The sequence below is a fragment of the Nocardia wallacei genome (assembly GCF_029868745.1).
Taxonomy (GTDB): domain Bacteria; phylum Actinomycetota; class Actinomycetes; order Mycobacteriales; family Mycobacteriaceae; genus Nocardia; species Nocardia wallacei_B.
Genome location: NZ_JARWOP010000085.1, coordinates 1 through 20,688 on the forward strand (window position 1 = coordinate 1; position 20,688 = coordinate 20,688).

Annotated in this window: 20 protein-coding genes and 1 other annotated feature; of the genes, 11 read left to right on the forward strand and 9 right to left on the reverse strand. The window is 69.1% G+C overall.

Going from position 1 to position 20,688, the window contains the following annotated elements; genetic code table 11:
- Nucleotides 1-32 precede the first annotated feature (32 nt).
- A protein-coding gene (locus QH470_RS05920) for an IS3 family transposase (RefSeq protein WP_425302617.1) occupies nucleotides 33-1,279 on the reverse strand; the annotation gives its coding sequence in 2 pieces (ribosomal slippage) (nucleotides 33-985 and nucleotides 985-1,279; 1,248 coding nt in all).
- Nucleotides 867-998 (reverse strand) — a sequence feature (AL1L pseudoknot). (Overlaps the previous gene by 132 nt.)
- A gap of 226 nt (nucleotides 1,280-1,505) precedes the next feature.
- On the opposite strand from QH470_RS05920, the gene QH470_RS05925 reads away from it, so the two are divergent.
- Complete coding sequence (locus QH470_RS05925; RefSeq protein WP_280271245.1) at nucleotides 1,506-2,396, forward strand: phosphotransferase family protein; 891 nt, start codon at nucleotides 1,506-1,508, stop codon at nucleotides 2,394-2,396.
- 168 nt (nucleotides 2,397-2,564) lie between these two features.
- Complete coding sequence (locus QH470_RS05930) at nucleotides 2,565-2,879, forward strand: 4a-hydroxytetrahydrobiopterin dehydratase (protein ID WP_280271246.1); 315 nt, start codon at nucleotides 2,565-2,567, stop codon at nucleotides 2,877-2,879.
- A 34-nt stretch (nucleotides 2,880-2,913) separates the two neighbouring features.
- Here QH470_RS05930 and QH470_RS05935 read toward each other — a convergent pair whose 3' ends face one another.
- Genes QH470_RS05935 through QH470_RS05945 form a run of 3 tightly spaced genes read right to left on the reverse strand, consistent with a single transcriptional unit; the run spans nucleotide 2,914 to nucleotide 4,636 of the window.
- On the reverse strand, nucleotides 2,914-3,144 hold the full coding sequence (locus QH470_RS05935; RefSeq protein ID WP_280271247.1) for an HAD family hydrolase: 231 nt from the start codon (nucleotides 3,142-3,144) through the stop codon (nucleotides 2,914-2,916).
- 11 nt (nucleotides 3,145-3,155) lie between these two features.
- Nucleotides 3,156-3,344 (reverse strand): ferredoxin, encoded by a 189-nt coding sequence (locus QH470_RS05940; RefSeq protein ID WP_280271248.1) that lies wholly within the window; start codon nucleotides 3,342-3,344, stop codon nucleotides 3,156-3,158.
- On the reverse strand, nucleotides 3,341-4,636 hold the full coding sequence (locus QH470_RS05945; RefSeq protein ID WP_280271249.1) for a cytochrome P450: 1,296 nt from the start codon (nucleotides 4,634-4,636) through the stop codon (nucleotides 3,341-3,343). Before QH470_RS05945 ends, QH470_RS05940 begins: the two co-directional genes overlap by 4 nt.
- A gap of 145 nt (nucleotides 4,637-4,781) precedes the next feature.
- Here QH470_RS05945 and QH470_RS05950 point away from each other — a divergent pair, with 145 nt between their 5' ends.
- Genes QH470_RS05950 through QH470_RS05965 form a run of 4 tightly spaced genes read left to right on the forward strand, consistent with a single transcriptional unit; the run spans nucleotide 4,782 to nucleotide 8,991 of the window.
- Nucleotides 4,782-5,921 carry an acyl-CoA dehydrogenase family protein gene (locus QH470_RS05950; protein WP_280271250.1) on the forward strand — a complete coding sequence of 380 codons (1,140 nt, stop codon included), beginning with the start codon at nucleotides 4,782-4,784 and terminating at the stop codon, nucleotides 5,919-5,921.
- A 34-nt stretch (nucleotides 5,922-5,955) separates the two neighbouring features.
- A complete protein-coding gene (locus QH470_RS05955; RefSeq protein WP_280271251.1) occupies nucleotides 5,956-7,206 on the forward strand; it encodes an acyl-CoA dehydrogenase family protein in 1,251 nt (416 codons plus the stop codon).
- Between the two features lie 19 nt (nucleotides 7,207-7,225).
- Nucleotides 7,226-8,140 (forward strand): LLM class F420-dependent oxidoreductase, encoded by a 915-nt coding sequence (locus QH470_RS05960; protein ID WP_280271252.1) that lies wholly within the window; start codon nucleotides 7,226-7,228, stop codon nucleotides 8,138-8,140.
- On the forward strand, nucleotides 8,137-8,991 hold the full coding sequence (locus tag QH470_RS05965; RefSeq protein ID WP_280271253.1) for an SDR family NAD(P)-dependent oxidoreductase: 855 nt from the start codon (nucleotides 8,137-8,139) through the stop codon (nucleotides 8,989-8,991). The genes QH470_RS05960 and QH470_RS05965 overlap by 4 nt, the downstream gene beginning before the upstream one ends.
- A gap of 8 nt (nucleotides 8,992-8,999) precedes the next feature.
- Here the strand turns inward: QH470_RS05965 and QH470_RS05970 are convergent, their stop codons facing one another.
- Genes QH470_RS05970 through QH470_RS05980 form a run of 3 tightly spaced genes read right to left on the reverse strand, consistent with a single transcriptional unit; the run spans nucleotide 9,000 to nucleotide 12,201 of the window.
- Complete coding sequence (locus QH470_RS05970; protein ID WP_280271254.1) at nucleotides 9,000-9,767, reverse strand: enoyl-CoA hydratase/isomerase family protein; 768 nt, start codon at nucleotides 9,765-9,767, stop codon at nucleotides 9,000-9,002.
- Nucleotides 9,767-11,038 carry an acetyl-CoA hydrolase/transferase family protein gene (locus tag QH470_RS05975; RefSeq protein WP_280271255.1) on the reverse strand — a complete coding sequence of 424 codons (1,272 nt, stop codon included), beginning with the start codon at nucleotides 11,036-11,038 and terminating at the stop codon, nucleotides 9,767-9,769. Before QH470_RS05975 ends, QH470_RS05970 begins: the two co-directional genes overlap by 1 nt.
- Complete coding sequence (locus QH470_RS05980; protein WP_280271256.1) at nucleotides 11,035-12,201, reverse strand: CaiB/BaiF CoA transferase family protein; 1,167 nt, start codon at nucleotides 12,199-12,201, stop codon at nucleotides 11,035-11,037. The genes QH470_RS05975 and QH470_RS05980 overlap by 4 nt, the downstream gene beginning before the upstream one ends.
- Before the next feature lie 112 nt (nucleotides 12,202-12,313).
- On the opposite strand from QH470_RS05980, the gene QH470_RS05985 reads away from it, so the two are divergent.
- From QH470_RS05985 to QH470_RS06005, 5 genes are all read left to right on the forward strand, one after another.
- On the forward strand, nucleotides 12,314-13,834 hold the full coding sequence (locus QH470_RS05985) for a class I adenylate-forming enzyme family protein (protein WP_280271257.1): 1,521 nt from the start codon (nucleotides 12,314-12,316) through the stop codon (nucleotides 13,832-13,834).
- Entirely contained in the window at nucleotides 13,831-14,601 is a 771-nt protein-coding gene (locus QH470_RS05990) for an SDR family NAD(P)-dependent oxidoreductase (protein WP_280271258.1), read from the forward strand. Before QH470_RS05985 ends, QH470_RS05990 begins: the two co-directional genes overlap by 4 nt.
- Nucleotides 14,602-14,739: 138 nt before the next feature.
- Entirely contained in the window at nucleotides 14,740-15,723 is a 984-nt protein-coding gene (acuI, locus tag QH470_RS05995) for an acrylyl-CoA reductase (NADPH) (RefSeq protein WP_280271259.1), read from the forward strand.
- Nucleotides 15,724-15,736: 13 nt separating this feature from the next.
- Entirely contained in the window at nucleotides 15,737-16,930 is a 1,194-nt protein-coding gene (locus QH470_RS06000; protein WP_280271260.1) for a MaoC family dehydratase, read from the forward strand.
- 29 nt (nucleotides 16,931-16,959) lie between these two features.
- Entirely contained in the window at nucleotides 16,960-18,624 is a 1,665-nt protein-coding gene (locus QH470_RS06005) for a class I adenylate-forming enzyme family protein (RefSeq protein WP_280271261.1), read from the forward strand.
- An 8-nt stretch (nucleotides 18,625-18,632) separates the two neighbouring features.
- Here QH470_RS06005 and QH470_RS06010 read toward each other — a convergent pair whose 3' ends face one another.
- Both QH470_RS06010 and QH470_RS06015 read right to left on the reverse strand, forming a co-directional pair.
- Complete coding sequence (locus QH470_RS06010) at nucleotides 18,633-20,180, reverse strand: class I adenylate-forming enzyme family protein (protein WP_280271262.1); 1,548 nt, start codon at nucleotides 20,178-20,180, stop codon at nucleotides 18,633-18,635.
- Between the two features lie 78 nt (nucleotides 20,181-20,258).
- Complete coding sequence (locus QH470_RS06015) at nucleotides 20,259-20,612, reverse strand: hypothetical protein (protein ID WP_280271263.1); 354 nt, start codon at nucleotides 20,610-20,612, stop codon at nucleotides 20,259-20,261.
- Between the last annotated feature and the right edge of the window lie 76 nt (nucleotides 20,613-20,688).

Genomic DNA, 20,688 nt, shown 5'->3' on the forward strand with positions numbered 1-20,688 from the left:
TGAACCGTCCTGGATCCGGTGGAGACTCGGGTTCAGGCCACCTCGGCTGAGATGCTCTGTTGATGGTAGAGGTGTTCGTATTCGACCGGCGGCAGGTAGCCGATCGACGAGTGGAGGCGCTGGGTGTTGTACCAGTGCACCCAGGAGGCCGTTTCCCGTTCGAGTTCGGCCCGGCCGGTGAAGGCCGGATACCGGTCGATCAGCTCGGTCTTGTAGAGCCCGATCGCCGATTCCATCAGGGCATTATCGAGGGCATCCCCAACGCTGCCAATGGATCCGGCGATCTCGGAGTCACGCAGTGTTTCGGTGAAAGCCAGCGATGTGTATTGACTACCGGCGTCGGAGTGATGCACCAAACCTGTTGCAGTGAAACGGAAATCAGTTCTGCGACGGGTGAATAATGCCTGTTCGAGCACCGATGTCACCAAAGGTGTTGTCTTACTGGTCATCACCCGCCATCCGAGGATGCGGCGTGAGTACACGTCGACACAGAACGCGGTGTAGCAGAACCCGGAAACCGTCCAGCAGTAGGTGAAATCGGCGACCCACCACTGATCCGGCCGTGCCGGTTGCGACCAGGCCCGCCCGATCAAATCCGGATACCGTGCAGGCTGGTCGCGGTCTCGTTCGGTGGTGACTGTCGTGCGCCGCCCACGCACGATGCCGTCGAGACCGGCCAGCCGCATCAGGCGCGCAACCTGGTCGCGGCCGAGATCGTGACCGGCGCGGCAGGCCGCGTGCCAGAGCTTGCGCACCCCATAGACGCGCCGGTTGGCCGTCCACAGGTCGAACAACACGTTGGCCGCATGCGCGTCGGACCAGACCGCAGCGCTGATGCCGCGTTTGCGCGCGGCGTAGTAGGTGGACGGGGCGATCTTGACCCCGTGCTCGGTGAGCACGCGGCAGATCGGGTCGACCCCGAACCGGTCCCGGTGAGCGTCGATGTAGTCGACGATCACCGCAGTCGGCGGTCGACCTCCGCCGCCGCGAAAAACGCACTCGCAGTCCGCAAAATATCGTTGGCCCTTCGCAATTCGGCCACCTCGCGGCGCAGCACCTTCAACTCCTCGGACTCCGACACGGTCACCGGAGCCGGAGCAGCAGCCGGTTGCTCGGCCTTCTCGACCCAGTTCCGCAACGTCGCCGGCTTGATATCCAGCAACGCGCCCACATGCCGGCGCGCGGCCGCCATCGACTCACCGTGCTCACGGATCCGGTCCTGGTACATCCTCACCGCTCGCGCACGAGTCTCCTCGTCGAACTTCCGTGGTGCACCCATGACTGACAGTCTCCCTTGCTAAATCGGGAGTCTCCAACCAGTCCAGGACGGTTCAAGAAGCGGCTGCGATCGGATTGCAAGCCGCGGACAAGGCGAAAGATTTTCAGTCTCAACGGATTCGCGACGAAATGCGGACGCTGGCTCACGTGTCTATAAAGCACCTGCGTATCACGGAAGTAGACGAACTGTATGGCGCTCTCACCGCCGATTCGGGAGAGGCGCTTCAGTGAGCCGTTCCGCGGCGCCAACGGCAGGCGAGATACTGACTCGGGCAGCGAAACTCACCGGCATCGAATCCGACGGCGCCGTGATTATTCGCGAGGGTTCACATGTAATCTTCGAGCTGCCCAACGCGATCGTGGCCCGAATCGGCAAGCCGCAAAGCTACGAGACCACACAGCGAGAGTTGCGTATCTCTCAGTGGCTCAATCGTTCCGGCATTGCCACGGTTCGGGCTGTGGGCGGAATTCCGCAACCGACAGTGGTGGATGAACGTCCTGTCACCTGGTGGGAGCTGATTCCCGACCACAGGCCATCGACACCCGAAGAATTAGGGAGGATGCTCCGGCGACTGCATGCTCTGACACCACCGGCAGAATTCGACCTACCGAACTACGCCCCGTTCGCCGGACTGCGAGAACGCATTGAGTCCGCAACCACGATCGACAAACGCGACCGATCTTGGCTCGTCGCCCACCATGCGCGACTACGGCAGCTGTACAACGAGATCTACGATACGACCGAGCAATGCGTCATACACGGCGACGCTTGGCAAGGGAACCTCGTCGTACCGCCCTCAAACGATCCCATCGTGCTCGACCTTGACAAAGTATCGCTGGGTCGGCGCGAGTGGGATCTCGTTCAGTTGGCGGTCGACTACACGGACTTCCGGCGGATCACCGATAACCAGTATCAAGGTTTCGTCGACGCATACGGCGGCTATGACGTAACCCAATGGTCGAGCTATAGGGTGCTCGCCGATATCCAAGAACTCCGATGGGTAGGGTTCGCGATCAGCCGATCAGACGCCGGGCAAGCCGTTGCTACCGAAGCAAAACACCGCATCGCGTGCCTCCGAGGACTGGTACCGAAGCCCTGGACCTGGACAGCGCTATGAACCTGCCGGCTTCCACGAACCACCGGCGCTGCCGCCCTCTGGGCAAGGTCATCGGTCGGCTTGGCTCCGCGGCGAACTGAAAGCCCTTCCCTCCCAGGCTCATGCCTGGGAGAACACCTCGGCAGGACAACAACTGCGAACCCTGGTTGGATCGATTACGTGACCCCAGTGCCGCTGAACGACATCGAGATCGCCGGCCGCCTTGAAGCACTACCCGGGTGGAAGCGTGACGGGGACGAGATCACGCGCACGTTCGCCCATACCTATCACGAGTGTGTGCACCTGGCGGTGTACGTCGCGGCGAAGGCTCGCGAGGTCGGTCACCACCCCGACATGCTGATCACCTGGGAGCGGATCGAGTTCCGAATTACGACCCACGATGCCGGTCGGAAACTGACCGACCTTGACTTCGACCTCGCACGAGATATCGACCGGACCGCAGTAGCCAGTGGGGCGACTCCGATTACACCAGACCACGTTTAGATACAGGTGCTCGACTGCACACCGGCGCAACGTCTCACGTATCTACCACGTCGGTCACTGAGCGCTCGATTACCCCAGTCACGGTCGAGAGCACCGTATCTGTATCCAGGCGATCCAGGGCGGCATCGGGCGAATGCCGCTCCAGTTCGTTACGGGAAATCCTGTGTGCGATAGCGATAGCTTGGAAACCGGCGTGACGTGCACAAGCGATATCGTTCGGAGCATCACCGATGACGACAGTCCGACTCCTCCCGGCCGGACCCACCCCGGCACCGCTTACTCGATCACGATGGCCCGTTCCGGGCAGGCCTGTTCCGCGTCCCGCACCGCCTGCTCGTACTGCTCGGGCACATCGGTGACGGTGACCTCGGCGTAGCCGTAGTCGGTCAGCTCGAACACCTCGGGGCACAGTCCGAGGCAGACGCCGTGACCGCGGCATCGGTCGTCGTCGATGGTGACCTTCATCGCGCTTTCTCCTCGAGGTCGAACGTCAGGTGCAGTGAGGTGAGCCCGCGCAGGATGAAAGTCGGCAGGTAGTGGAATTTGCGGGCGTCGGCCGGTCCGTGCACGCTCTCGTCGATCCGCAGCTCGGCGGTGCGCTCCAGCAGCCGCTCGATCGCCACGCGGGCCTCCGCGCGGGCCAGCGGCGCACCCGGGCAGGTGTGCACGCCGCGGCCGAAAGCCAAGTGCTGGCGGGCATTCGAACGGCTCGCCTCGAACGTGGTGGGATCGTCGAAGCGGCGCGGGTCCCGGTTGGCCGCGCCGTTGACCACCATCAGCACCGTACCCACCGGCACCTCGGTCCCGCCGACCGTGGTCGGCACCTTGGCCAGCCGGAAGTCGCCCTTCACCGGGCTCTCCATCCGCAGCGACTCCTCGATGAAGTTCTGGATCCGGCTGCGGTCCTCGCGCAGATACTGCTGGATGTCGGGACGCTCGGCCAGCAGCTTCAGCGCGGAGCTGAGCAGCCGCACGGTGGTCTCCTGCCCGGCGGAGAACAGATTGGCCGCCACCCGCACGACATCGATGACCTCCGGCTGCCGCCCGTCGGGGAACGTCGCGGTCGCCATACTGGTCAGCACGTCACCTTTCGGATTGGCGCGCCGGTCTTCGACATACGAGGAGAAGCGGGCGTACAGGAACTCGATCGGGTTGTGCGACATGCCTTCCCCGTCGGTGCTGCCGACGCTGGAGCCCTCCCGGTGCGGATCCCGTTGCAGCGCTTGCAGGAATTCCTCCTGGTCGGCCTCCGGCACACCCAGCAGGTCAGCGATCACGTACAGCGTGAACGGACCGGCGAAATCCCGGATGACATCGCCCCCACCGCCGGCCAGGTACTGGTCCAGCAGCCGATCGGCGATCTCCCACATCGCCGCCTCGTTCTCCTTGAGACGCTTGGGAGTGATCAGCCGCATCAATAGGGCGCGGTGGTCGGTGTGCACCGGCGGATCGAGAGTCGGCAACTGGTCGCTCATCGGCAGCGAGTCACGGTGCTCGGCGATCAGCGCGTTCACGTCGGAGGTCTCGTCCAGCGGCACCGGAAAGCCGGGAAACGGCCCGGTCACCGAGACGCACGAGGAGAATCGATCGACGTCGTTGTAGACCTCGAGCGCCTCGTCGTACCCGGTCACCATCATCACGTCGTGGTGCTTCTCGCGGGTGACGGGGCATTGCGCGCGCAACGCGTCGAAATACGGATACGGATCGTCGACCAGTTCCCGTCCGAGGAAGAAGTCCAGCTCTTCGAAGTTTTTCACGACTCGACGGTTCCCTTCGACACTCCGGCCGGAACACCGCCCGACCCACGTTGCCAGTTGACTTCCACGATTGAGAATATGACTCTCATCTGTGAGTATGAGATTTCCACAAGTCTAGCTCGGCGTCAACCAGAGGACCGGCACAATGCCCCACGACCCCACCGCGGACCAGCGGTTCTTCCAAACGACCACGCGTGATTTCCTCGCCGACACGATGCCCGTGAGCACCGTCCGCGCGCTCGGCGAGGCGGGGACCGGCTTCGACCGCCAGTGGTGGCGGCGCGGCGCGGAATTGGGCTGGACGGCCATGCTGGCGCCCGAAAGCCTCGGCGGCGGAACGATTTCCGGTCGGCCGATGACCGAACTGGCCCTGATCGCCACCGAACTGGGCCGAGCGTGCGCACCGGGGCCGTTCGTCACCACCAACGCCGTGCTCGCGGGCCTGGCCTCGGCCGCGAGCGCGCACTCGGCGGCCGTGACCGCCGTGCTCGCCGGTACCGAGGTGGCGACCTGGGCGATCTACGAGCCCGGCCGCGGCTTTCCGCCCCTGAATATCGACCCGATGGGCACCCGGGCCGCACCCGACGGCGCCGGCTACCGGCTCACCGGAGTGAAGGATCGGGTCGAGTCCGCCGATCAGGCGGACCTGTTCCTGGTCACGGCGAGCGGTCCGCAGGGACCGGTGCAGGTCCTGGTGCGCGCCGATGCCCCCGGAGTCACGGTGACCCCGGGCTGGACCCTGGACCTGGTCCGGCGCACCGCGCGGGTGACGTTCGACGACGTCGCGATCACCGCCGACGCGGTGGTGCACACGGGAGACGACACCGCACCCGCCGTCCGCGCGCAGGCGCTCACCGCCGCCACGCTCACCGCGGCGGAAATGGTCGGCGCCACCGATCGCGCGCTGGACGCCACGCTGGGCTGGCTGTCCGATCGCTACACCTTCGGCCGCCCGCTGTCCTCCTACCAGGCACTCAAACACCGCATGGCCGACAACAAGACCTGGCTGGAGGCGTGCCGGGCCACCTCGACCGCCGCCGCCGCGGCCTGGGACGACGACGCACCGGCCACCGAAGAGACCGTCAGCATCGCGAAATCCTATGTGGGAGCGAAGACTCCGGTAATCACCCAGGACTGCGTGCAGTTGCACGGCGGCATCGGCGTCACGTGGGAGCACGACCTGCACCTGTACCTGCGCCGGATCACGTTGGGCCGGGCGCTGTACGGCACGCCGGAGGAACACCACCGCCACATCACCGACCTGCTCGACCCCGCGGCCGCCTGAGCCGCACCCCGACACCCCGAAAGGCAGCGTTGCCATGGCCATCGACCTGGAGCCCGCCACCGAACTGGAGCCCGTCGCCGAATTCCGCGCCCGCGCCCGCGACTGGTTGCGCGACAACCTGCCGCCCGCGCCCCCCGGACATGTCGAGTCCTACACCGAGGAGGCGTGGAACCGGGCCCGGGAATTGCAGCGCATCCTGTACGACAGCGGTTTCGCCGGGATCTGCTTCCCCGCCGAGTACGGCGGGCAGGGCCTGTCTTCGGCGCATCAGCTGGCCTTCACCGAGGAGTCGATCCCCTACGAGATGCCGCTGCTGCTGAACGTGCCGACGCTGGCCATCTGCGCGGCCACCCTGCTCGATCTCGGCACCGAGGAGCAGAAGCGCGCCCATCTGCCGGCCGTACTGCGCGGCGAGGAGATCCTGGTGCAGTTCCTGTCCGAGCCGCGGGGCGGATCGGATCTCGCCGGGCTCACCACCCGCGCCGACCGCGACGGCGAGCGCTGGATTCTCAACGGCTCCAAGATCTGGAGTTCCGGCGCGTACGCCGCCGACTACGGACTCTGCCTGGCCCGCACCAACTGGGACGTGCCCAAGCACCGCGGGCTCACCCTGTTCCTGGTGCCCGTGCACGCCGAGGGCGTCACGGTGCAGCGGATCAAACAGGTGACCGGTTCGACCGAGTTCTGCCAGGAGTTCTTCGACGACGTGGCGCTGCCGCCCGAAGCGGTGCTCGGCCAGATCGACGCGGGCTGGGAGGCGGCCTCACAGCTGCTGGGCCACGAGCGGGCCGCGCTGGGCGGCACCTCGCCCTACACCAGCGGCGCTCGCCCGCACCTGGGCGGCGAGGCCGACCAGCTCGTCCAACTCGCCCGTGCCACCGGGCAATTCGACGATCAGCGCACCCGCGAGGACATCGGCGCGGCGCGCGCCATGAACGTCGTGCGCGACCAGCTCATCGACCACGTCACGGCCGCGATCACCAGCGGCGCGCTACCGCCCGCGGCGGGCGCCATCACGCGGCTGTTCAGCGCCGAGAACGCCTGGCTGCAAATCGATACGGCGGTGCGCATCGCCGGACCGACGGCCGCGACGCAGGCCCCCGGCGATCCGGCCGACACCGCGCAGGTCGGTCTGGACTACCTGTTCCGGGCGGCCTGGGGCCTGGCCGGAGGCAGCACCGAGATGGCGCGCAATGTGATCAGCGAGCGCGTGCTCGGTATGCCGCGCGAGTACGCCGCCGACCGCAACGTGCCGTTCAACCAGGTCGAACACGGCCGACGCTGACGAAAGACGAGCACCCACAATGCGATTCATCTTCCATTACCCCGAATCCGCGGGCTACGAGGGCGATCTGCTCGACGCGGGCCCGCTGCCGGAGGTCGCGGCCGCGGCCGAGCAGTACGGTTTCGACGCGATCTCGCTCAGTGAGCACCCGGCGCCGGGCGCGCGCTGGCTGGGCGCGGGCGGGCATCAGACGCTGGACCCGTTCGTCGCCCTGGCCTTCGCGGCGGCCGCGACCGAGCGGCTACGGTTGCTCACCTACCTGTCGGTCGCGCCGTACCGCAATCCGATGCTGCTGGCGAAGACGGCCGCCACCCTCGACAAGCTGTCCGGCGGGCGAATGCTGCTCGGGCTCGGCGCGGGCTACCAGAAGAGTGAATTCCACGCCCTTGGAGTCGATTTCGACGAGCGCAACGCCCTGTTCGACGAGGCGCTCGAGGTGCTGCCCCGGCATTGGAGCGGCGAGCCGTTCAGCTATGCGGGCCGCCACTTCAACGCCCGCGACGTGGTGGCCCGGCCGCGGCCGGTGCAGCGGCCCATCCCGATGTGGATCGGCGGCAACTCCGCGCTCAGCCGCCGCCGGGTCACCACGCACGCGCAGGGGTGGATCCCGATGACCGGCGGCGCGGAACTCAGCACGACCGCGCGCACCCCGGCCCTCGGCACCCTCGCGGACGTCGGCCGCGCCATCGCGAAGATCCGCTCGGACGCCGCAGCGGCCGGGCGGACCGACCACATCGACCTGGTCTACTCGTATCAGGGTGCGGGACTGGAGAATCCGGACCTCGACGCCGACCGGCACCGCGCGGCGCTGGCGGCGGCGGCCGAGGCGGGCGTGGACTGGGTGGTGGTCTCGCACCGGACCCGCGACTACCGGGCCACCCTCGACTTCATCTCCGCCTTCGGCGACACCTACCTCAGTAAGGCGGCGTGGTGAACTGGTTCGAGCAGCGGGCGGGTCTGGACGGCACGGTAGCCGTGGTGACCGGCGGCGCCGGTGGCCTCGGGCGCGCGATCGCGACCGACCTCGCCGCCAACGGGGTACGAATCGCGGTGCTGGACAAGGACTCCGAGGCCGCCGAGACACTGGGGCGCGAGCTGGCCGCGGACGGCCACGACGCGCAGGTCCAGCTCGGCGACGCCCGCGACCCGGCGACGCTGGAGTCGTTCTTCGACGCGGTGGACGCGCGCTGGGGCCGGGTGGACACGCTGGTCAATGTGGTCGGCGGCACGTTCCGCGCCCCGTTCACCGAGACGACGCCCAAGGGCTGGGACGCGCTGATCCGCGCCAACCTGGGGACCGTGCTGCACGCCTGCGCGCTGGCCGTGCCCCGGATGCGGGCGGGTGGGCGCGGCGGCAGCATCGTCAACATCACCACGATCGAAGCCCACCGCGCCGCACCGGGTTTCGCCGTCTACGCGGCCGCCAAGGCGGGCGTGGAGCAGTTCGCCCGCACCCTCGCCGTGGAGGTCGCCCCGGACGGCATCCGGGTCAACAATGTGGCGCCGGACTACGTCCCCACGCCGAGCCTGGCCCGGATGCCGCACTCCGACAACGCCTTACACGATCCGGCGGGCGTCCGCGTCGCCATCCCGATGGGCCGGGTGGGCGCCGCCACCGACATCTCGCACTGCGTGGTGTTTCTGGCGTCGGGCCTGTCGGCCTACCTCACCGGCACCACCCTGCACCCCGACGGCGGCACCTACGCCTCCTCGGGCTGGTTCAACTGGCCCCAGGAAGGCTGGGCCAACCACGCGCCCCTTCGCCTGCTCCGCGAGCAAGACTGAGCGGCATCTCAGCGGCCTCGCCACTGCGGCTTGCGCTTCTCCGCGAAGGCGCGCGGTCCCTCTTGCGCGTCCTCGCTGGTGTAGCACTCGACCGAGGCGTGCCGGGCGGCCTGTAACGCCGCGGCGCGGCCCATCTCGGTGGCGAGCATGACGGTGTCGCGGGCGGCCCGCACCGACAGCGGGGCGCCCGTGAGGATCTCGGTCGCCAATTCGATTGCCGTGTCCAGCAATTCGTGCGGTTCGGCGAGCCGGTTCACCAGGCCGATCTCGTAGGCCCGGCGGGCGTCGATCGGCTTTCCGGTGAGCAGCAGCTCCATCATGATCCGCTGCGGGATCATGTGGATCAGCGGCGCGGCCCACGGCGAGCTGCGGCCCACCTTCACCTCGGTGACCGCGAAGGTGGCGGTGGTGCTCGCCACGCACAGATCACAGGCCTGCGCGATCATCCAGCCTCCGGCGAACGCGGCGCCGTTCACCGCGGCGATGGTCGGCTTGGACAGCTCCACGGTGTCATAGGGCACGGGGAACATTTCACGCGGCGGCACGCCCATCCCCGTCGCGACCATCTCCTCCAGATCGCCTCCGGCGCAGAACGCCTTCGCGCCCGCGCCGGTGAGGATCGCGACCCGCAGCGCCGGATCGTGCTCGAACCGGTCCCACGCCTCGAACAGCCCGGCCCGCACATCCGGGTCCAGGCAATTGCGGCGCTCCGGGCGGTTCAGGGTGAGCACGGCGATGCCGTCGGGACGGGCATCGAACAACACGGCCTCGGACATCAGAAACCTCTCCGCCGGACGACGTCGGCCGCCCGTTCCAGTTCGTCGCGAAAATCGGGGTGCGCCACGGCGATCAGCCGCCGGGTGCGCTCGGCCAGGGTCTGCCCGGTGAGTTCGGCCGCGCCGAATTCGGTGACGATCACGTCCACGTCGCTGCGTGCCGTGGTGACCGGCCCGGACAGGGCGGCGGTGATCCGGCTGACGGTGCCGCCCTTGGCGGTGGCGGGCAGCGCGACGAGGGCGTGCCCGCCCGGCGACCGCGCGCCCGCCCGCACGAAATCCACCTGGCCGCCGGTGCCGCCGAGGTAGGCCGCACCGCTCTGCTCGGCGTTCACCTGCCCGGTCAGGTCGACCTCCATCGCCGAGTTGACCGTGACCAGCCGCTCCAGCCGCGCCAGCACGGCCGCGTCGTGGGTGTATCCGGTGGGGCACATGCGGATCGCCGGGTTGCGGTCGGCGAACCGGTACAGGCGCTCGGTGCCGATGAGCGCGCCGGTGATCGACACGCCGCGGTCGATCTTCTTGCGCGCGTTGGTGATCACGCCCGCCTCCACCAGGTCCACCAGTCCGTCGCCGATCATGCCGGAGTGCACCCCGAGGTCGGTACGGTCGTGCAGCAGTCGCAGAATGGCGTCGGGCACCGCGCCGACGCCCGTCTGCAGCACCGCGCCGTCCTCGATGTAGGCGGCGGCGTGCCTGGCGATGGCCTCGTCCACCGGCCCGATCCGCGCGGGCGGCACCCGCACCGGAGGCCGGGAAACCATTACCGCGTAATCGATCTCGGCGGGCGCCAGCCGCTCGCCACAGGTGTGCGGCACCTGATCGTTCACCTCCGCGACGACCACCCGGGCGGCCCCGACCGCCGCGCGGACGTAGTCGCTGATCAGTCCCATGCTGTGCATGCCGTCCGCGTCGGCCGGGCTCACCTGGACGAAAGCCACGTCGCAGCCGAGGATTCCGGCCTCGATCAGCGGTCCCACCCGGCTCACATGACAGGGCACGATCGCCAGGCGATGCGCCTTGCTCACGGCCCGCAGCGCACCGATCGCCCCCATACTCGACAGCGCGAACGAGTCGGTCGCGGCCGGGGTGAACAGACCCGAGAAGCTGGTCGCGATGAACACCGACAGCCCGCCGATCTCGCCGCCCTGCGCGATCAGTGCCTCGATCAGCGTCGGCGGTTCGCCGCAGGCCTGACCGACCACGATGCGGTCACCGGGGCGCAGGATCTCGCGCAGATCCAGGTCGCCCGCCGCGAGCACCACCGTCATCCCCGCACCCGCCCGTTCGTCCGGGCGGCGCGCGCTCGGCTCAGCACGTCTTCGGTGTCGGCGCCGAGTCGCGGAGCCGGCCCCGCCACCCGGCCGGGGGTGCGCGAGAACCAGGTGGGCGGCCCCGGGAAGCGCACCGGGCCGTGCGGGCTGTCCACGGTCTCGAAGAAGCCGGAGTCGAGCAGGTGCGGGTTGTCGAACAGGTCGTCCAGCGAGCGCACCGGCGCGGCCGGAATATCCAGGGCGCGAAGCAGTTCCAGCCATTCGCCGGTGGTGCGCTCGGCGAAGGTCTCGGCGAGCAGCGCGTAGACGGTGTCGATGCGGGCCGCGCGCTGCTCGAGAGTGGCCCACTCCGGTCCGGCCCAGGGCGGGTGTACCGCCTCCACGAACGCCGTCCACTGCTTGTCGTTGTAGACCAGTGCGGCGAGGTATCCGTCGGCGGTGCGATAGGGCTTGCGATTGGGCGTCACCGCCCGGGGATACGCGGCTGTGCCCAGCGGCGGGTCGAACATCGCGCCGTTCGCGTGTTCCACGAGCATGAACGCGGCCATGGTCTCGAACATCGCGACCTCGACCTCCTGGCCCTCGCCGGTGCGCTCGCGGTGGAACAGGGCCATCGTGGTCGCGTACAGCGCGGTCAGCCCGGCGATCTTGTCGGCCATGATGGTCCCGACGTAGCTCGCGGTGCCGGTGAGTTGCTGTTGCACATACGGCAATCCGCATTCGGCCTGGATGGTGTCGTCGTAGGCCGTGAGATCGGCGTCGCGGCCGCGGCGGCCGTAGCCGTAGCAGTTGGTGTAGACGATCGCCGGATTCACCGCCGCCACGTCCGCGTACGCGAAGCCCAGCCGGGCGATCGCCGCGGCGCGCATCGAGTGGATGAAGACGTCACCCTCCGCGATGAGATCGCGCAGCGCCGCCTTCCCGTCCTCGGTGCGCAGATCCAGCAGCACACTGCGCTTGCCCCGGTTGACGTTGACGAACACGCCGGCCATGCCACGTTCGGGTCCGACGGAGATGTAGCGCGTGTTGTCGCCGGCGGGCGGTTCGATCTTGATGACCTCCGCGCCCATGTCGGCCATGATCTGCGTGCAATAGGGACCCATGACCATCGCCGTCAGATCGATGACCCGGATTCCGGACAGCGGACCTGCATGTTCCATCGCCACGTCCTTGTTCACGACCGAACCGGCCCCGGGGCCGCGCGCTTCCGGTTCTCGGCGCAATCCGGTCTATCTGATGAATCTTTGTAAGGATAGTGATATCAAGGACAGCGTGGACACTGTCAATGGCGAACGCCCACCGGGACCTCTCCGGCCGATCGCCCGGGTGCTGGACGTGGCACTCGCCGCCCGTCCGGAGGCCACGGCCCTCGAAGCCGCCTCGGGCGCTTGGACTTACGCCGAGCTGGATGAGCGCGCCGACCGCGCCGCCGGCGCGCTGTGGGCACTGGGCGTGCGTCCGGGCGAGCGGGTCGCGGCCTGTCTGCCCAACGATCTCGACATCGTGGCGGCCTTCCACGGCGCGCAGCGCATCGGCGCGGTCTGGGCGGGCATCGGCGAGGCACTGTCGGCGAGCGAGCAGCAGCACCTGGCCGATCTGTGCGAACCCGCCGCCGTCCTCGCCGGGCCGCGCTGCCGGGTGGAGTCGCCCGCCACGGTCGACCCCGACCGCTGGAAGGCCCTGCTCGAGGGCGCCGCTCCCGCGCCACGGGTGGACCAGGACCTCGATGCCCCGGCCGGAATCGGTTTCACCAGTGGCACTTCCGGCACGCCCAAGGCCGTCGTACACAGTCAGCGCAACCTGCTGCTGCCCGGCGCGGTCCTGGTCGCGACCCGCGGCTGGGGCCCGGACCTGCGTAAGGGCGACAGCTTCCCGTTCACCGTGCTCAACATGCTGGTGCTGTCGACGCTGCTGACGGCGCAGGCCGGCGGGTGCGCGGTGATCATGGACCGGCGCGACGTCGACGGCGTCGCCGAGTGGATCGCCGAGCATCGCGTCACGGTCTGGAACGGCGCGCCCGCCCAGCTCTACGATCTCGCGCGCCGCCCGCACCTGGACCTCGGCTCGCTACGCGAGGTGTGGAGCGGCGCGAGCGACACCCCCGATTCCGTACGCACCGCCTTCGCCGCGACCCACGGACCGGTCCCCCGGGCCACCTACGGCCTCAGCGAGGCCCCGACCGTGGTGGCGATCGATCCGCCGGGGACACACTGGGTTCCGGGCAGCAGTGGCCGCGTCCTGCCGCAGTACGACGTGGCCGCCTACGACGACGAGGGCCACCGGCTGCCGCCCGGCGAGCCCGGCGAACTGTGCCTGGCCGGGGCCACCACCGGTCCCTGGGCCGGACTGTGGACTCCGCTGCTCGGCTACTGGGCCGACGGCCGCGTACGGCCCGCAGCGCCCGGCCCGTTCCCGACCGGCGACATCGGCACCGTCGACGCCGCGGGACAGCTCTCGGTGCTGGACCGCAAGAAGATGGTGATCATCCGCGGCGGCGCGAACGTCTACCCGCTGGAGGTGGAGCGCGTCATCGGCGCGCACCCGGGCGTGGCCAAGGTCGCGGTCTGCGCGGTGCCGGACGAACGCCTCGGCCAGCGGGTCGCCGCACTCATCGAGAGTTCGGGCCCCACAGTCGATTTCGACGAACTCACCGCCCTGTGCCGCCGCGAACTGGCCGGCTACAAGGTGCCGGAGATCTGGTCACGGGTGGACGCCCTGCCCCTCAACGCGATGGGCAAGATCGAGCGCACCCGCCTCACCGAACTCGTCCCTCCCGCCGCGAGGCCACAGTGAGCACGCCATCGGACCGCGTCGCCCGGCTGTTCGGCCTCGACGGCCGGGTCGCGATCGTCACCGGCGCGTCGTCCGGCCTCGGCGAGGCCGTCGCGGAGACCCTGGCCGCACTCGGCGCACGGGTCGCGGTCGTGGCCCGGCGCGCGGACCGGCTGGCCGAACTCGCCGCGCGGATCGACGGCCACCCCGTGCCCTGCGATCTGGCCGTGGACGTCGAAGCGGTGGTCCCGGCGGTCGCCGCCGCGCTCGGGCCGCCGGAGATCCTGATCAACGCGGCCGGGAACCGATTCGGTGACGCTCCGGCGGAATCCGAGACCGCCGAGGCGATCGACAACACCCTCGCACTGAATCTGGTCGCCCCGTTCCGGCTGGCCCAGGCGGTGTTCCCGCACATGCGCGACCTCGGCCGCGGCGCGATCGTGAACGTCTCGTCGATCAGCGGCCGCGTCGGGGTGCCCGGCATCCCGCAGGCGTCCTATGCCGCGAGCAAGGCCGGGCTCTCAGGTCTCACGACCGAGCTGGCCGTGCAGTGGGCGCGACACTCGATCCGCGTGAACACGGTGGCGCCCGGCTTCTTCCGCAGCGAGATCACCGACAGTCTCTACGACGACGAACGCGGCGCGCGCTACCTGCGCCGCAACACACCGCTGCCCACCGAGGCGAAGGCGGAGGACATCGTCGGCGCCATCGTCTGGCTCGCCGGTGACGCCGCCCGCTACGTGACCGGCCAGACCATCGTCGTGGACGGGGGCTGGACCGCTCGCTGACCGGCCGTGGAACGCCGGTTGACAGGCAGAAACAACAATGGAAGCATTATTCGCCATAATGGAGAATTAGATTCTCGCGTAGAGAACATCATGTGCGCGGGTGGCCATCCCATGGCGGAGAAAGGAACTCGCCGGCGAATGTTTACGGCATTGCTCATCGAAAAAGGCGACACGGGACCGAAGGTCGCGCCGACGGAGGTGGACGAGGCGGACCTGCCGGAGGGAAATGTCCGCGTCGACGTCGCGTACTCCACGCTCAACTACAAAGACGCCCTGGCAATCACGGGCAAGTCGCCGATCGTGCGCTCCTTCCCGATGGTGCCCGGCATCGACCTCGCCGGTGTGGTCACCGAGAGCGCGCATCCGGACTGGTCCGCGGGCGACTCCGTGATCCTCAACGGCTGGGGCGTCGGCGAGGGCCACTGGGGCGGCCTGGCCCAGCGCGCCCGCCTCGACGGCGACTGGCTGGTGCCGCTGCCCACCGAGTTCACCGCCCGCCAGGCGATGTCGATCGGCACCGCGGGCTACACCGCGAGCCTGTGCGTCGAGGCGCTGCTGCGGCACGGCATCCGGCCCGAGCAGGGCGAGATCCTGGTGACCGGCGCCACCGGCGGGGTCGGCAGCATCGCCATCGCACTGCTCGCCAAGGCCGGGTTCACCGTCGCCGCCGCGACCGGAAAGTCCTCGGAGACAAGCTATCTGCACGACCTCGGCGCGGGCACCGTGGTGGATCGCGCCGAGCTGGCCGAGCGCGGCAAACCACTGCAGAAGGAGCGCTGGGCGGGCGCGATCGACACCGTCGGCAGCCACACCCTCGCCAATGTCTGCGCGCAGACCCGCTACGGCGGCGCGGTCGCCGCCTGCGGGCTGGCCCAGGGCATGGACTTTCCCGCCACGGTCGCACCGTTCATCCTGCGCGGCGTCACGCTGCTCGGCATCGACAGCGTGCAGGCGCCCAAGCCGCGCCGCCTGGAGGCCTGGGCCCGGCTCGCCCGCGACCTCGACCCCGCCGCGCTGGACTCGATCGCCCGGGAAATCCCGCTGGGCGAGGCGATCACGGCGGCCGGGCAACTCATCGACGGCGCCGTGCGCGGGCGCTTCGTCGTCGATGTGAATCGGTGATGAGGAGTACCCCGTGAGCAAGAAGACGAGCGAGTCCACCGTCGAACTCGATCTCAGCGACGTCGACCACCGGGTCGGCAAGCCGGTCGGCGGCGGCCAGCTGTGGGATCCGTGCAGCACCTCCGACATCCGGCGCTGGGTGATGGCGATGGACTACCCCAACCCGCTGCACTGGGACGAGGAGTTCGCCCGGGAGTCCCGGTACGGCGGGCTGGTCGCGCCCCAATCCATCGCCGTCGCACTGGATTACGGGCACGGCGCGCAACCGGCCTGCGTCGGCCACATCCCCGGCAGCCACCTGATCTTCGGCGGCGAGGAGTGGTGGTTCTACGGCTGCCCGGTGCGCCCCGGCGACAAGCTGTTCCAGACCCGCCGCTTCCACGACTACAAGATCGTGGAGACGAAATTCGCCGGGCCCACCATGCTGTCGCGCGGCGACACCACCCATACCAACCAGCACGGCGCCCTGGTGGCGAAGGAACGGTCCACCGCCATCCGCTATCTCGCCGACGAGGCGCACAAGCGGGGCATGTACAGCAATCAGAACGGGACCGTGAAGTCCTGGACCGCAACCGAACTCACGGAGATCGAGGCGCTGCGGCACGAGTGGATCCTGTCCAACCGCGCCGGTGTCTCCCCGCACTTCGACGAGGTGAAGGTCGGGGATCGGTTGCCGCGCCGGGTGATCGGGCCGCACAGCATCGCGACCTTCACCACCGAGTACCGCGCCTTCCTGTTCAATATCTGGGGCACGTTCCACTGGACCGCGCCGCCGGGCATCGAGGACCCCTGGATCTACCAGGATCCGGGCTGGACCGAGGGTTTCGCGTTCGACGAGGAGGGCGCGCGCATCGATCCGCGCAAACGTGACGGCCTGTACGTGGGCCCCTCGCGCGGGCACATCGACGGCGAGAAGGCCGACGAGGTCGGCATGGCCCGCGCCTACGGGTACGGGGCCACCATGGGCGCCTGGTGCACCGACTATCTCGCCTACTGGGCGGGCCTGGACGGCATGGTGCGGCACACCAAGGCGAACTTCCGCCTGCCCGCGTTCGAGGGCGACGTCACCTATTTCGACGCCGAGATCATCGGCAAGGAAACCGAATCGGTGTGGGGCGTGCCGCTGGTCCAGGTGCGGCTGAAACTCACCAATCAGGATCTCGGTGTGCTCGTGGACTGCACCGCCGAGGTCGAGCTGCCGTACTGACGGCGGCACGGAAAGAGGGAGAGCCCGCCGTGACCGATGCGATCGTCTCGGGACCGCCGCTGGCGGCGGAACCGGGTCTGGGGCCGCTGACACTGCCCGGTTTCCTGCGCGAGGTGACCGAGCGCTACGGCGACCGGGAGGCCCTCGCCGCCGGCGACACCCGCTGGACCTACACCGAACTGTGGGAGCGCGCGAACGCCGTCGCCCGTGCCCTGCGGGCGGCGGGGATCGGCAAGGACGGCCGGGTCGGCGTGCTGATGACGAACCGTCCGGAGTGGCTCGCCGCGGTGTTCGGCGCGACCCTGGCCGGCGGCGTCGCGGTCACGCTGAGCACCTTCTCGACTCCGGCGGAGCTGGATCATCTGCTCGCGGTGTCCGGGGTGTCGGTGCTGCTGTTCGAACGCGCCGTGGCGGGAAAGGATTTCGCGGCCGCCCTGACCGAACTCGAACCGGCGGTCGCGGATTCGGCCCCCGGTGCGGTGCGGTCGGCGAAATACCCCTTCCTGCGCCATCTTTCGATGGTCGGGGAACCGGTGCCGGGCGGCGCGATCGAGACCTGGGAGGAGTTCCTCGCGCGCGGGGACGCCGAACCGCAGGAACTCGTCGACGCCGCCGCGGCGTCGGTGCGGCCGAGCGATACGGCGGTCATCTTCTTCTCCTCCGGCAGCACCAGCAAGCCGAAGGGCATCCGCAGCGCGCACCGCGGCGTCGCCATCCAGATGTGGCGCTTCCGGCGCATGTACGACTTCGGGCCGGACGATCACGTGCGCTGCTGGACGGCCAACGGCTTCTTCTGGTCCGGCAACTTCGGAATGGCCCTGGGCGCGACGCTGGCCGCGGGCGGTTCGCTGGTGCTGCAATCGACCTTCGACGCGGTGGCGGCGCTGCGTCTCATGCAGGCCGAACGGGTCAATTTCCCCGTCGCGTGGCCGCATCAGTGGGCACAGCTGGAGGGCGCGCCGAACTGGGCGGCCACCGATCTCGCCAGTCTGCGTTTCGTGGACGTGGCGACCGCGGCCGCCCGGCATCCCAGCGTGTCGACCACGTACACCGAACCCGGTCACGCGTACGGCAATACCGAGACATTCACCATCACAACGTGTTTCCCGGCCAATACGCCCGAGGAGGAGATCGCGGGCAGCAGCGGCGTACCGCTGCCGGGCAATACGGTCAAGATCGTCGATCCGCTGACCGGCGCGGTGCTCGCCCGCGGCGACCGCGGTGAGATCTGCGTGAAGGGCCCTACCCTGATGCTCGGTTACCTCGGCACCCCGCTGGACGAAACCCTCGACGCCGACGGCTATTTCCACACCGGCGACGGCGGCTACCTCGACGACGCGGGCCGCCTGTACTGGGAGGGCCGCCTCACCGACATCATCAAGACCGGCGGCGCGAACGTCTCCCCGCGCGAGGTGGACGAGACCCTGTTCCCCTTCCCCGGCGTGCGGGTCGTCCGCACCGTCGGCGTCCCGCACGACACCCTCGGCGAGATCGTCGTGGCGTGCGTGGTCCCGCACGCGGACGCCCGGCTCGACGCCGAGGAGATCCGCGCCTACCTCCGCGAACGCCTGGCCAGCTACAAGGTCCCCCGCCACGTCCTGTTCTTCGACGAGACGGATATCGCCCTGACCGGCAGCGCCAAGATCAAGTCCAGTGATCTGCGGAAGCTGGCGGCAGAACGTTTGGGCGCGTAGGCAATTCGCTACTTCAGGGTGCCGTCGGCGACGAGGCCGCGGAGGCGGCGGCGGTCGAGTTTGCCCGAGGGCAGGGTGGGGATGCACGCGGCGGTGGTGACGATCCAGCGGGTGGGGACCTTGTAGACGGAGAGCTGCGCCCGGGCGCGGGTCGTGAGGGAGTCGAGGTCCACCACCGGGGCGGCCGGGACCACGACGGCGCAGACCTCCTCGCCGCGGTTGGGGTGGTCGAGGCCGACGACCACGCATTGCAGCACGTCGTCGAAGGTTTCGACGACCGCCTCGACCTCGCGCGGGGATACGTTCGCGCCGGCGGGCTTGATCACCTCGCTCGTGCGGCCGACATAGAACAGCCGGGGGTCGCCCGCGTCGCGGTACACGAGATCGCCGGTGTGGAACCAGCCGTCGGCGTCGAAGACCGTCGACCGCTCGCGTTTGTTGTAGCCCGCCATCACGCCGAGGCCGCGGATGAGCAGTTCGCCGACGGTGCCGTCGGGGACCTCGTGGCCGTCCTTGCCGACGATGCGGGTTTCGGTGCGGTGGAAGCTGCCCGCGGTCTCGGTCAGGCTGCGGTGCACCGGATATCGGTCCGGCACACCGATCATCGCGAGGTCGAGCGGCCCGTCCCGCAGCAGTGGCGCGCTGGACAGATCTCGCTCCTCGAAACTCGGATGTTCGCGCAGGCGCTGGGTGAAGGCCGGCCAGCCGATCACGCCGGTGGCCCGTTCCCGTTCGATCAGGTCCAGCGCGCTCCCCGGTTCCAGGCGCGATTGCAGCAGCAGCGTCGCCGGTGCGTGCAGCGCTCCCGCCGCGGCGAGAAGGCCGCCGACCCAGAACATCGGCATCGCGCAGAGCACGCGCGGGGTCGCGTCTACGCCGGTGGCATGCCGGATCGCCGCCGCCCACGTACTGGTCTGCCGGACCAGTGTGCCGTGGGTGTGCAGCACGCCCTTGGGGTCGGCGGTCGAGCCGGAGGTGTGGATCATGAGCACCGGGTCGGCGGGCGAGACCTCCGCCTCGACGGCGCGCAGGATGTCCGGCGGGACCGCCGGCAAGCCGTCGTGCCACCGCGTCGCCCAGCCGCGGCGGGCGTCGCCGACCAGGACGATGTCCCGCAGATACGGGGTTTCGATCAGGTGCAGATCCCCGGCCGTCCCTTCCGGCAAGCCGGGGAGCGCGGCCTCGAGGATTTCCCCCGTATCCGACCCGAGTACCGCGCCCGCGGCTATCAACACCTGAATATCCGCCAGCCGCAATACTTTCCGCATCTCCGCCGGGGCATACATGGTGCTGAGCGGAACGGCCACCGCGCCGATGCGGCAGATCGCCAGCCACCAGACGATCCACTCGACACCGTTGGGGAAGAACAGTCCGACCCGGCTCCCCTTCCCCACCCGCGCACGCAGCAACCGCCGCGCGATCTCGCCCGACCGCTGCTCGGCGGCGGCGTAGGTCAGTCCGTCGTCCCGCGTCACCACATAGCGTTCGGATCCGAACTCGTCGGCACTGCGCCGCAACAACACGGGAACGGTCGGGCGGGTTTCGATCGCTGACACTCACCCAGGATAGATCAACATTCTCTAGCTATGAGAATGTGATTCACGCGCTGCCGGAGGCCGCGGATCGGTCCGTGATCATCCGGCGCGCCAGTGCGCGTGGTCGGGGATGGTGGTCGAAAAGATGACCGGGAAGAAGTTGCCGGGAGCCAGTTCGTTCATGTCGTGCCACGCGCCGCCCGGGTCGCGCTGGTAGTAGCGCGCCAACCCGCTGCCGTCGTCGTAGCAGACGATATTCGCGGTGCCGAACGGGCTCCAGTACGCCGCGGTGCCCGGCCGCGGCGCCTCCAGCGGAGTGCGGAAAAGGTGGCCGCAGGACCAGATCTCGGGGTCGTAGTACGTCGGCGCGGCAGCCGCCGACGGCGCGAGCGCCATGATTCCGGCAGCGGTCACCGCAGCGGCGGACAGCCCGGCACGGACGATATTTCGCACGATTCTTGCTCCTCCCTAGGTAGAACGGACTACACACTGGTGTCGGCAAACTGCTAGCGATCGTTAACGCCCGACC